Raw genomic sequence first — 13995 nt, 5'->3', positions numbered from 1 at the left:
CAATATCCTGCTAATTATCGAAAATAAAAAAAGTTCCCAAACGTGGAGATGTTAGGGAACAAAATTTCAATTGTGATATAGCATTATCTTGTAAGTGGAGATAATGGAACATCAATTATCTTATCCTCTACCTCTTTGATTCTAAGAATTCCACTCCCTGATCACAAACCGCTCACACTCCGCAAACTCCATCAACTTCCTAATGACCCCAGCTTTATGATACCTACAAATCTCGCCAAGTTCTTCTGGTATCCCGTTTTCTATATAGATCTCCTGCAAACAGTATGCCGTATCTTCTTTTTCGAACCACAAATCAAAACATTTCTCGCGACCGTCAGATTCAACAAAGGTAATAGTATAAGCTAAACCGTATTCAAGCTCGGTCAATATACGCTCCAACTTCTCCATTTACTCCACCCCTAAAGCTTTAAACACCGCATCTTCAGCCGTTTGGTAAAAAATAATATTAAAGCAGCCGATCAGCTCCGAGGGGACAGTTCCGAGATCAACAGCTGACGTAATAGGAACCAGTACTTTTTTAGCGCCGCTGTCAAGGCAGACCTGGAGCGTATTGGCGAGCTCCTCTACCTTGATGATCGTGCCGCCGATGCTTAAATCGCCGAGAATAACGGTACTGCTAAGTATCGGCTTATTAAGAGCAACAGAACAGATAGCGACAACTGCAGGTAGAGTTAGATATTTGGTCATGCCAATGCCATTCAGATCCTGAACATGCATCAGGTAATCTTTCGTTGTTGTACTCAATAATCCGCTGATATTTCGTCCATTCGCTTTCAGATATCGGTAAGCAGTGTCCACGGCTTCTCTTGCTTCCCGATCGGAACCGATCCCGGTCTTTTCAAATTTACCGGTTCCAGCCGTCATCTGTGTCTCCAGTTTGTACACGCCGATCATCCCGGACTTGCCGTGCGACACGGTATAGACATGTCCCGGTTTATTCATCCCTTCCGGAATCAGCTTGCCGCCTCCCTGCTCGGGAACGGAGACGTATTCTTCATTAAATGTTTCCTGATCAATATAGGAGAAGTTCACGTCATAGAACTCCATTCCACCGATCTTCTTCAACTGTTCCTTCACCCGACGGCGCATTTCAAGTGCGAAACGGAGGATCTCCTCCACATTCTCTTTCGTAAAACGTCCGTCGGGATGGACCAGTTTGATCAAACCGGAAACGGTCTTCCTTACGGCAATCACATCGCGTTGGTTCAAATTATTGCCCAGTTTGAAGTACGTATCAAATGCATCGCCATAAGATATTTTACGAAGTTCTCGCATCATTTCCGCGAAATAGTCCGTAATAAAGCCATAGTCGTTCGTAAAAAACTCCGGCCGATATTTCGGGATTTCCCACCCTGGGATATAGCAATGCATCCGATCCAGGAATGCGGTGTCATTCGCCATGGCAGCCGGAAACGGGTCAAACAAATGGGATGTTTTCAGGATCACGTCTACACTTTGATTAATATTGCCTACAAAAGTCATCGAGGCATAGGCATTTTTCTCTTCTTTGCCGCGGGCAAACGAACCGGACGCCATGTAATCCTTCATGATCTGAATTCCGTCCTGATCCTTGAATTTGATTCCCGCCACCTCGTCAAACGCGACACAATCCCATAACCCGACCAGACCCACCGTCTTGTTCCCCATATTGTAGAACAAATTCGCTACCGTCGTCTGACCCCCAGAGACCAAGATGCTGTTTGGACTGATCTCCTTATAAATGTGGGACTTGCCCGTACTTCTTGGTCCCAGTTCACACAGGTTATAGTTATTCTCGATCATCGGAACGAGTCTGGCCAAATGCAGCCATTTCACCCGACTCGTGAACTGGGACGGCTCCATACCCGTACTTCTCAGGAGCACATCGATCCATTCTTCATCCGTAAAATAGCTCCTAGCCGTCTTGACCTCTTCCAAATCCAGACTCGGCATTTGAATCGGGTCGAGCTTACGGATGATGAACGGGCAGCGGTTCTTATCCGCTTCGTCATAGAAATACTCCATCTGAACGATGCACCAGATCCCACCTGCAAGTAGGCGCTCATACTGAGAAACATATTTCTCCCCGATCGGTACGTTTCCAATTCCGAGATTGGAGAATTCGGCTTCGTATACGTCGTTCTTGTAATTCAACTTGACGGATACTTTATCGATCACTGTGTAGCTGCCTTTTTCCCGAAGTTTGGAAATGATTTTCTGTGCTTCATCCGGGCGAACATAATTCTCCGCCAAAATGCTCTTCACATTGCGAACACCGGCTTCAATCTCCTCCTCATCCATGGAGGAACAGTACATGCCGAGCAAGTATTCCAGTACATATACCGGAACGTTGGCGCCTTCTTTGATTTTCTTGGTTAAATCTTTACGGACAATTTTGCCGGCAAAGTAAGTGTTCAACTTGTCGATGAGCCCGGATTCACCTTCTAATCGGCCAGAAACTTCATTCATCTTGATCCCCTGCCTCACACATTAAATCCAAAATCATTGGCAAACGCAACATCCATGACTACGGGATGCCGAAGCACTTCCGCATTTTTATCATCAACCGCGATGAGATAATATGGCTTTGACTTGTCATAAAGCTGGTTTTTGAAATTAAAACGCAGACGGAACATCCGCTTATGCGGTTCGGTATCTTTGCTATCCGCAACATAAGTGTTCTCGTTCGATATTTTCTCATTGTCCTCGGATACAAAATAGAGTTTGTAGGTCATTCCTTTTACGACATCGCTGACCGGATCCGATTGAATAAAATCCAGCGTGGTAATCAAATTTGTAATCTTTTGCACCATGCTGACAAGCATAATCTGAACAGGACGGGTTTCCTTATGCCCCTTCTCGGTCTTGACTTGAATCACCGGAACAATCATCTCCTGCGGCGAAGACCCGCCATGAACATAGTTCTGACCGCCTCCTGCGACCTTGAATACATGGGAACTGACCGGAACAGAAACAAACTTCGGATCGTCATGGCCAAGGACCATCCTCAGCGGCACGGAAATGATCCCGTCTTCCTGAACGACGTTCTCCGAAATCATGAACCTGCGATTCACAAATGCCTCTTTACCAGAAACACCCGTAATCTTATCGCTTTCCTGCAGCTTGTCCCGCTTGTATATAAATCCGTGATCCGCGGTAACGATAAAGTTTGTTGCACTGAGATCTTCAGTCATTCTTTTTATCAGGCGATACACTTCATTTATTGCTTCATCACATGAGAAGAAAACTTCATTTTCTGTTTTTGGATTATCACCACGAGCATCAACCTGATTATGATAAATATAAATAACTTCTTTACCGAAAAATAATTGCCGAATCGGCTCACGCTTCATCTCCTTTAGAACATCATACTGAATACAGAGGCTATTGGGATTGTATTTTCGCAAAATAGCTTCCCTTTGTTTCAGGTCATCACAGGTGGCCCCATCCACCAAAACCCGATAATCGTCAGTCATTTCCAGTGTCTTATGTGGAAGGAGTCCTGCCATCCCTAGAGAAGTATACGACGGAAGTACACTCAACATTGCCTCAATATTTGCAGTACATTTCTTGTCATCTTTCAACTTATTCAAAAGTGACTCCCCGGTTTCGTAACGCATTCCGTCAGAAATAATCACGATTACCCGATCCTTTGCATCCCGAACATACTTTGAGTAAAACTGGCGCTGCAATGGAAGAACGGACATCAGTTCTCCTTGAGACCAACCTGCATTCCACTTGGGAAGAAGGGTGCCTAAGTACTCGTTGCTGTAGATGTTCTCCACCAAATCACGCAACGCTTCGAATTCTGTGTTGTCTTCAATCCGATCATAACAAGCGTAGAAACAACGATAATATGAATCCAACCGATGATCGTGTCTAAGATATTGATTCACGATTTCGTGGACATCATTTGAGCAAGTGTAGTTCGCATGCCCAATCAGATGCCAGGCCTGACTCAAAAGTTCATAATGCAGTTTATAAATATCGCCGAAATGCATTTTCATTCGCTGCTCGCATAGCTGAGGAATCGTCAAACTGCCCAGCTTGGCGCCTGAGTCTTCAGACAATAAACGTCCTGCAATCCAGCGGATAAGAAACCGATCAATGACCGCGAAAGTTTCACAATCAACCAGAACCTCCGGATCTAATGAAGCAAACTGCTCTTTCACCCGAAGGGTTTCGGCAACATGACCGGAAAGCTCACGATAACGTTCTCGATAAAGCACACTATTCATCAAATTGTCCAGGAAAGCAATGATATTGCCGGACTTATACGAAACCAGGCTTACCCAAGCCTTAGGCAGCTCTCCTTCCAAATATCGATCCGTATACGTTATGAATAACGTACGGACCAGCTTTTCCAAACTAGGATCCGAATCGGTGTAACCGAATTGTTGTTCACATAGCCGCCAAAAAGCGGGCAGAAGATCGTATTTATCGAACTCGGCCAGAAACTTGTTCTGCTCCAGATCATCATCCGTAAGCACAACCCGAACCACTTCTTCAAAAGAAGCGGTCCGGGTTTTACAACAGGCGCTCATTAAGGCAATCTCGATGACATCCTCTGTGAAATTTTCGATCTCGAGGTCATAGAAGCGGCGGGTGCGGTCTTTAGCTCCGAAAAATTTGATATATTTCTGGATGACCGGCTTGTACTTCTCATCAATGCCCAGATCCACAGCGAGCAAGGAGGCACGATCCGCATAAAACTGTTTGGAATACTTGACCGTATCGGCCAAATGATTGTCCCTGACAGGCGGCTTCGGAAACGGAGCATAGATGAGGTAGTTGGTTGTCCGATCCAACCGCTCCAGAAAGTATTTCGTATAAAACTGGTTGTCTGGTTCCAAACGATACACTTTGGCATTTTGCAGCTCAAGGGCATCAATATCCTCGGCAAACTCTCCTTGGTCATCGTACCAGAACACCAGTTTTCGGGGTTCTCCCGTAAATTCATTATTCAATTTATCCGCAATTTGCTTCAAATTCAGTTCAGCCATGGCTCTGCTCCGTTAAGTTAGTTGTTGTCTTTATCATACATTCGTGGTAAAATGATAATACTAATAAGGCTTCAAGAGGCTGATGGCAATCCACTCCGTGGGTTCGGCGTCAGCCTCTATTTATTTTCAATAAAGTCGTAAATCGTAAGCAATCTCCGCATCGAAGTCGACACACTTCTAATCCCATCAGCCTTAAATTTCTCCAACTTCTCTTTCAAATACGCCCCTACTTCCTGCTTGTCCAACTTTAGCGCATTATAAGCAATAAGATCGTATTCTTTATCCGGCTTCAGTTGTTGTTCCAAAATTTCCGTTAACGAATCTGCCTTGATCCGGTTGGATGGATTAATTGAATCCAAACAAATTTGTGGACTGGTAAACTTTGAAATTCTCTGGTTTATTTTTTTCGATTTCAACGGGGTGAAGATTGGTTTTATCGAGATCAATCCCCTCAACATATTTAATAAACGGAATCCGTGAATTGCTGTTTTGACTCGCAATAAAGCGAAGCGCAATATCCGTATGAATGGAACGGCCACCAAAGAAATAATCAATTAAATAAGTGAGAAGGTCGGGCATTTGAAAGATATAGGTGGTATCTCCTAACGCAACAACCAGTTTTTCATCACCAATTCGCTTCTCGATATCTTCCAATTCTTCAGGTGATACCAAGAGCGTGTTTAGACTTCCCTTTTTGCCTCGATCAAGGATCAGCTGCTTAATAACATGTTGGTATTTCCGCACTTCCGAAGGATGGATCCCTTGATCAATCTCGGACAGAATTTCATACAGAAGTTTATAGTTATCGGTTCGAAGTACCGTGTACTCACAACCTAAATCCTTATCAAAAAAGGTCTGTTCGACAATCCCCGCCTGACCCTTCTCCCATTCCACAATGATAATTTTGGAAGCTAATCGTTTAAGCTCTTCTTTCGACAGCGACGAAGAGAAGTCCCGCAATATCTTCCGTACATTCCCGTCGGTTAACGAATAGCCAAAGAAAATAATTGGCGAATGCAGGAGCAAAGAAATAATCTTGGCGCTGATGAGAATGGAATTTTTCGAAAACTGCTCATAATCCGCTTTAGAAATTACGATCGATTTCGGATTTGTTGCACAACCATGTATTTTATAAATTTCGGCCCATCCATAGGTGGATTCAAAGAACCCCTTTTGGCCGATATATTTTTTCATACCCAGGGGATTAACCGAATTAACGGAATCCTCAATAAAGGTATCATAGTTTGTAGTAATGACAATTTGTGTTTTATTCAAGAAGGTTTTAAAGGACGTATACTCCTCTTCCATCTCGCTCTTTACCTGGTAGGATGAAAATTGATGAGCAATGGCCATTTTAAATGGCGAGATATCCAATTTGTAGGCTTTCTCGGTATCAAACCCTGGAATTTCTACTTCCTGATGAAAGAACTTTTCGTTAAACCGATCTTCAATCTCCGATCCGGCTTGAATATTCGTCAGGAAATCCACATCATATTCCGTGTCCGAGATTGTTTCTGACATATGTCTTTTCAGTGTACTCAAGAATCCGTAGAAATCTTTGCCTGTGTTTAATCGGTCCCAGAATTGTTTGAGCAATTCCTCCCATCCTGGAAAGGATTGAAGATATCGCTTCGACATGCCGGAACCGATAAACACAATCGGATATTCATTATTTCTCTTTAAAAGCTCTAATGCGACACTCATCGGAACACCTCCATTAACCGAACCTTGTTCTTAATACATTCGATAAAAGTTGGCGTCCTCCTGTCGGATTAGAGCTCCTAGTGACTAGATCTTTGCTAAAATTTCATACTTTTTGCCATCCCCTGCCGTTTGCACCTTTTCATAATTGACTTTGACCCCGTCATCCAGATCCATTTCTATTCGGGCAAGCGCCAGATGAGCAATTTTCTCATCGTATTCTTTCGTTTCCTTCAACTGCTTGGTCAGCTTTTCTTTCCGTTTCGTTGCCGCTGCCACCTCACGGGCATTCCCGCTGTTGTCGATCGTCTCCTGCATCCGGGCAATTTCACTATCGTAAACCCGCTGCATCCGATGCAGATAGTCAATCCGCAGATTCCCGATCGTATCGGCATTATACCGATGCATGTATACGAGTGCTTTGAAGCCATCCGCTTTGCCGCTGTCAAACAGCCAATAGATCGGCCGCTTCTGATAAACTTTGCAGTGATCCTTGAAGAAGTCTTTCAGGAAGTAATTCCGAATCACTTCACGGGATGTGTTCCCTTTGTTGCCTAGCGCTTTTGCGATGAAGTCAAGATTTTCCTCCAGCGTCTCTTCTCCAAACGTCTTCTTGAGGAATGCACAGAACAGACCGACAATATCATCTTCGAAATACTCCTCATCCGTAATCGGTATCACGTTATCCTTATCCGGGATGAAGGTCTTGTATTTGCTGCTATCCCACTCCCCGCCTGCATAGGCTAGTCCATCCACATCCAGGCTGTAACGGCCGAACATGCAACCGACGGCATAGGAGAGGAAGGAACGTACATCGCGACCGAGATCAGCTTTGCGGATGGTGACTTCTTTGTCTTCAACTTCGGGCGTGAGTTCGTCCTGCAAGCCGTAAATTTCGATGAAGATACGATTGAGTTCTTCTTCGTTGGATTTTAACTGATAAAAGTTCATTTCTGCAAACTTAACCCATAGTTCAAAAACTTCGGTAATACGATTATCAATCGTTCGGTATTTTATTAAAGGATGACACAAAAAATCCAAACTTACTTCAAAACAATCCCATTCATTTTTTGAAATATCAATACAAGATTTCACTAATTCGGATACTTCATTTATAAAGTTACTTTGAGCGTTTATAGGTATTTTTGCAATCGTACCATTAGTATAGTTCAAAGTAGGGTTTAAACTTCTTAACAATTCCATAGCTAAGGATGAGTTTAAATAACCTAGTATATATAAAGTATGCGATTTATCAAAGCAAAAGTAGCAACAACTAGCGTCATCAAATATATACTTTGGAGGCATATAACGGACACCTAATTTATTGGATGATATTTTAGTCCATTCTAAGCCTTCCTCAAAAAAATGTTTGCTGTTTCGAACATACGAATTACTTTGTTTACGAATCTCTTCTCCATTATTCTTCCATAAGACGACATTAGTATTATTGCCATACCATTTACGGAATTCTCCACCCATTTTATATAAATACCATATACCAGTTGGAGAAAATTCAAACAAGCGTTCTTTACTTACCTCAAACCATTCTCGGATAAATTTATTATTATTTCCCGTCCCTACACCTTTACAGGAGTCACCAAATTCAGATAATGGTTTATACTCAAATAAATTAATTAATTTTGAAGTCAACCAGTAAACAATTGGTTTATCTTCTATGTTTGAAAAGTTAATTTTCTTGGAGTAGTGAACGTCCGTTTGTTCCAAATAAGCACTCTGTTTATCAATCTGATTACCATATTCTACGAGCCTATGGTAGATTGCTTTATATTGTTTTAAATGACTTATTCGAATTACAAAGCTGGTAGTTTGAACTACTTCTCCTCCGATTTCTTCAAAGGCTTTTGCTCCTAGATGAATCATATTTATAATATCATTACTTAATAACTTGGCACGTAAAGCACGAAAACTTGACAAAAACATCCACGCATGCTGCGTAATCATAGCCTGGAAGCAGTTCTTCTTCGTCATCTGTCCACAACGTTCTATAAATACTGCAAATAAATCACTCTTGTTATCCGGATAATTCTTCTTCACATAATCCGCCAGTTTTGGCCCCATACCACCGCTTCCCATATACGGCGGATTCGTTATCACCACGTCATACTTCAGTGCCATAGCGGCAGCAATCTGTACCAGTTGTCTCAACTTCACCTGCGTAATATCCAAACCAACGGTATCAGCTGTTACTTGACCATCCAAATTAGCTCGTTCAACAAACTCCTCCAGCAAGTCCCATTTCAAATCATCAATGATCAAAATGGATCCAAACTCTTTCGCATCGTGCATTGTGTCGAGCAAGTACTCCATTTGATGCAAAGCCAGCTTACGCTCGGATTCTTCCATTCCAACGCCGAAGTATTTCAACTGTTCCCGGTTTATCCCGTTGCTTTCCTGGATCGTATAGAGATGGCACTTCGTTTCACCGTTCAGGATGCGGCGGTTGTATTGTCTGGCTTTCATCATGACGGCAAAATAAGCCAGTTGATACGCACGTTTGTCAATGTCGAGGCCGTACAGGTTATGTTCAAGAATGCTCTTGGCCGAGTCGCGCTGGCTATAGCCATAGCTCTCGTAGATTTGCATCAATATATCAAAAGCGTAGACCAGGATATGCCCGCTGCCCATACAAGGATCGATCACTTTAATATCTTCCGGTTTGATCGTTTTATATTGCTCACGAATCGCTTCCAGCTGTGCCTGTACTTCCGGCTCTTGCTCCGCTTCGTCCAAATAGTACTTCCATCCGGCGCGGAGCTCATCATTGGGATGGCCCTCCAACCAGAGGCGGCCGAGACTGTTTTCTACCATATAACGGACGATCCAATCGGGCGTAAATAATTGAGTCGCTGCAGGAATTCGGTCTTTTGTAATCTTGACGTTTTTTTTTGAGCAGGGCGAAGGTTTCGTCTTTAAGTTCCGTGTTGTAATACTGATACAACCACCCGATGATTTCAACCTGACCTTCCTCATTCACGTTGAAGTCTCCTTCGGGGATATCATGCACCAAATGATAGACAACGCCTTCTTGATCCGTGAAAGACACGTTGAGCAGCAGCTCGGTATAGTCGCTCGTTTGCTCAAATAATTCCGGCAGGATGGCGTTCAAAGCATTACACTGCTTGATAAACAGCATTTGAAACAGTTTGTCCAGTTCATTATCGTTTTTCAACTTAATGATCTGTTCCTTTTCGACCTGGCTAAACTCCAAGTCTGCTTCAAACGGCGAAGTGACCAGGTCCGGTTCGGTTTTGCCGCTGCTGTCCGACGAAAGAACGCGTACCCGCGACGGAAGATAATCGTTTACCTCCATGAAACGAACCGCAATCAGACGGTTGAACCAAGTATAGGCGACTTCTTCAATCACATTGTTGTAGGCGGACTTATAATCAGTCCGCTCCATTCTCTCTTGAATGACCTCGGCCAATTTTCTACGCTGCTCAATTTCAATGCCGCTGATCGAATAAGGTTCCTTTGTGCCGATATCATAAAACTCGACATCGCGGGTAGACTGGGGCAACGGAGATTTTATCTCCTTGTCCGTAATCCCGAGCAAACCGGCTTTATAAGAAATATCCGCGATCAGCTTTTTGCGGGCCCAGATCGCAAAGTTCTTGATGGCTGTCTTGTTCATTACATGCTGCTCCTTTTAAAACTCAATATTTACAATCGTGTTCTCTTCCAACTCTTTTAAGATCCGCTGTTTTAATTCCGCCACGTACTTCTCGACATCCTGCGGCGATTCAATTTGCCAGGAGGCGGAGAGACTGACCGATTTAATGCTGATGTTTTTTCTTTTCTTCAACTTTGGCTCCGGAGCAGGTTTTGGAATTGTATGCCCTTCGGATTGGTCCACAACCAGCTTCGCTTGTTGTTCCTTAACTCGGTCAAGGGCGATCGATTCATCCTTACGAGCCAATTCATTGAGCAGCCTCACCTTCAAGGCATCCGCTTCGATCTTGATATTTTGCAAGGTCGCCACATTGTTGCAAGTTTCCGCTTTTTCGGAAATTTCTTTAAATAACATGAGGAAACGCGGCATAAACTGGTCTTTGTATTCCTTCGTCTCCAACACTTCGAATACTCTCTCACGCGCATCATCAATCGCCGCTTTTACGGGAACAACCATCTCTTCCAATAACCCGGCATATAGCTCGGCAAAACGGTCCAGCAATTCCGGAAGCTTTGGAATATCTCCGTATGGGGCATCTTTTCTCAAAATGGCTTTTATATCAGATACCACTTGCTCGACTTGTTCATGAACGATAAACGTTTTACTTTGGTCATAAATGCTTATCAGGTTCAATGCCTTCTCATAAATTGCCTTCTGTTCACCGCCAAAGAACAATTTAACGGGTTCAAAGTCTTCCGCAAAATCGAGCAATTCTTCCCGTTCAGTATGAATTTTCTTGTAGAACTCTAACTGGAATTCCATTTGCAAAATCGAACGCAGCAAGTTCTTACCTTGAGCAACCACGTTTCGGCCAGGAAAAGATTTCGCCTGGTACATAATTTCATACTTGTCCAGTTCATTCAGCAAATTGCGGCTGTACGTTTGGAAACCGCGCATCAGGGCATCGTCATCTTCATGGCTGCCTGAAGTACCGAACAGCTCTTTCATCACTTCACGAACCGACTTCTTTAGACGCTCATCCGGCTTTTCCCGCTTTTCGGTCAGCAGCTTCTCAACATACTCCCGCTTCGTAATATAACGAACAATCTCCTCATCCGACTTATTAAACAAGGTCACGTTGGAACCGTTGACCGTAAAGGATATATCGCCATTCTTGAACAATTTAGCTACAAGCCATTCGACATCATCTTCCACAAAGCCGTATGGAGCTCTCATAAAGCGATCCATCAAGCTTTTCATCGACGTCTTCATGTGCATCGAAGAATTGGTGGATATATAACTAAGCATATCATTCAACGCATGCTGGTTGGGCTCCGTCCCATTTTCCAGAGACAGAGCCATCTGATCGGAACTTTTAAACAAAGCGCGAATATTGGCTTCGCTCATGGCTGTATCGATATAGGATAGTTTATGGTAGACCGTATTCACAAGCCGTCCCAACGCTTCATTGATCCGGGAGGAGACCTCCTTGGAACCGATCTGAGACTTATCCCCATTAACATAAATGTCCGCCTGCTTCAGAGACTCTGTCAGGAACAGCTTGGCATTATCGTTCCGTTCCCGCATTTCAATCCGCTTGGCTTCCTTGATTTGGTCAAATTTAGGCAAGGCGCTGGTCGTATTCAACCGCAAATATTTCTCAATTTGCAGGGCACGACGAGTTTCATCCAGGAAAGCGGAATCGTTTGGCAACACGACAAGAACTTCTTTTTGTTGGCCGGACATGATGCGAAGTGTCGTTTCATCACCGCCGAAATCAGAGTTTGGCGTAAGAATCCGAACTCCGATATCATGGTTCTGATTCGCTTTATACGGCCGGTCATCAATCACTTGATTGAAGGCAAAGTTGTACCTGCCGTTAAAGGCGGGATAGCGGTATTTATTTTCCTTGAAAATATCTTCAAACACCAGTTCTGACACCTTGCCGATGACTTCCGACATTTCCACATTCAAATGGTCAATTTCCTTGTTGATTTCCTGTTCTTCATCCGTCAAAAATACGTATATTTCACCGTTCTTCTGAATGAGAGTCTGGCTAGTCAAAACTTTCAACGCTTCCTCTACTTGCGCCTTCAACACGATTCTGTCCGTATCGATATCGGAGATCATCAAGCTGGTGATGTTATCGATGTTAGCCGTAATTTCCTTGACATATTTAATCATAAACAGGGTCTTCAATACATTGACCGCAAAACACTCTTCAAGCTTGTCCGGGTTAATGATTTCATTATCCATTGCCTTGCTGATGACACCCTTATGACTATGATCAAGGAATTGATGCAGGGCATCATAGAACAGGTTAAACGGGACAAGCGTCCCTTCCGCCCGTTCCATCAATCTCATCGCGGACTCCTTGAACAAGGCGATCATCGAGCGCTCGCCCTCAGCGAGGTGTTTGCCCGAAGCACCATGCGTCCGAATCGAAGTGAGCACGCTCCCTAGCAGGTTAAACTGATAGGGAATAAACGGGTAAACGGTCGAAAAATCCTCTTTATCGGTATAAAGTTTTTTCTCAACCCCATCATTGAACACAATCAAATTTTTGATAATGGTTGCTTTTTGTTCGTAGAGCAATTTTAGGGTTTGATCAGCAGTCGTGTTTTTCTCCAATATTCTCTTCTTGATCACTTCATCGACATTCGCGGACGACAAGGACAGACGGGTATCGAACCGGCCCTGGATTTTGGAGAAATCATTGCCTTTCGTCTTCGTTATCGAGTCGATATCCTGCTGGCTGGTGACGACGATCCAGACTTTCCCTTTGCAAGCAGTCCCCAAATCTTCTGTAACAGTTTGCAAATTCAGCATCAGTTTGGAATCATCGCCTATGTATTGCCCGATTTCGTCTACAAGAAATACAATATGATGGTTGTTGCCCCGGCGCTCGATGTATTCCTTTACGAGACGAGCAAAATCATCAATGCTGATATTGTAAGGTTCGACCGCTCTCTCACACCAGTTACGCGCCGCTGCTTCGCTCATGAAGTTCATCTGAACCAATACATCGACAATGCTATCCTGAATGAAGTCAAACTTGTGGCGGGAGGTTTCCCACGGCTTGCCATAGTCCGCTTCAAACAAACGCTTGAATTCATCGTAACGTCCAACTTCAACTAATTGTCGCTCCAGATCTGCCAGAATCGGAATCGATCCGCAAAATCCCTGCATTTCATTAAACACCTTCAAAAAGACGGAGACAATCGCATCCTTGGACTGCTTTCCCGACATTTCGCTCTTGGAGTCAATATTGAATAGGACAACATCCGTCGTAACACTGGTAGCGAGTTTCATGTCTGCCAGGACCATCGGATCCGTGATTTTACGGTCATCGATAAAATAATCCAGCGCTTTCTTACCTTCGACCTCACGATTTTCAAGCAAATAGGAAAGAATTTTCAGGAAATGAGATTTACCGCTCCCGAAGAAACCGGAGATCCAGACCCCCATTTTGTCCGTGTAACCGTTGATCCCTTTTTTGTAACTGGCAAAAAAATCAGCAAAATGCTTCTGCAATTCCCTCGTAACGACGTATTCATCCAGCTCCTGCTTGACGTTGGCCTCATCGCCTTGTCCGACTTTGATAACCCCTTTAATATCTCTGTCGATTTCCCTGATAAACATGTCCTGTATCTTCATTGT

At 43.7% G+C, this 13995-nt stretch carries 8 protein-coding genes; all 8 read right to left on the bottom strand.

The features are described from left to right. Positions 1–141 precede the first annotated feature (141 nt). A complete protein-coding gene (locus AWM70_RS00280; RefSeq protein ID WP_068693308.1) occupies positions 142–408 on the bottom strand; it encodes a hypothetical protein in 267 nt (88 codons plus the stop codon). Beyond that, positions 409–2469 (bottom strand): protease Lon-related BREX system protein BrxL, encoded by a 2061-nt coding sequence (brxL, locus tag AWM70_RS00275; protein WP_068693307.1) that lies wholly within the window; start codon positions 2467–2469, stop codon positions 409–411. 14 nt (positions 2470–2483) lie between these two features. Then, positions 2484–5003 (bottom strand): BREX-1 system phosphatase PglZ type A, encoded by a 2520-nt coding sequence (gene pglZ / locus AWM70_RS00270; RefSeq protein ID WP_068693302.1) that lies wholly within the window; start codon positions 5001–5003, stop codon positions 2484–2486. A gap of 116 nt (positions 5004–5119) precedes the next feature. Then, a complete protein-coding gene (locus AWM70_RS23690) occupies positions 5120–5362 on the bottom strand; it encodes a hypothetical protein (protein ID WP_237167797.1) in 243 nt (80 codons plus the stop codon). Then, positions 5349–6707 (bottom strand): SIR2 family protein, encoded by a 1359-nt coding sequence (locus tag AWM70_RS00265; RefSeq protein WP_237167796.1) that lies wholly within the window; start codon positions 6705–6707, stop codon positions 5349–5351. Before AWM70_RS00265 ends, AWM70_RS23690 begins: the two co-directional genes overlap by 14 nt. Positions 6708–6791: 84 nt before the next feature. Next, positions 6792–9581 (bottom strand): BREX-1 system adenine-specific DNA-methyltransferase PglX, encoded by a 2790-nt coding sequence (gene pglX / locus AWM70_RS00260; protein ID WP_237167947.1) that lies wholly within the window; start codon positions 9579–9581, stop codon positions 6792–6794. Continuing rightward, a complete protein-coding gene (locus AWM70_RS23685) occupies positions 9484–10356 on the bottom strand; it encodes a BREX-1 system adenine-specific DNA-methyltransferase PglX (protein ID WP_237167795.1) in 873 nt (290 codons plus the stop codon). Before AWM70_RS23685 ends, pglX begins: the two co-directional genes overlap by 98 nt. Positions 10357–10371: 15 nt before the next feature. Next, entirely contained in the window at positions 10372–13992 is a 3621-nt protein-coding gene (gene brxC, locus AWM70_RS00255; protein ID WP_068693300.1) for a BREX system P-loop protein BrxC, read from the bottom strand. Positions 13993–13995 lie beyond the last annotated feature (3 nt).

The organism is Paenibacillus yonginensis (assembly GCF_001685395.1).
GTDB classification, from domain to species: domain Bacteria; phylum Bacillota; class Bacilli; order Paenibacillales; family Paenibacillaceae; genus Fontibacillus; species Fontibacillus yonginensis.
This window is presented reverse-complemented; position numbering and strand designations above follow the sequence as displayed.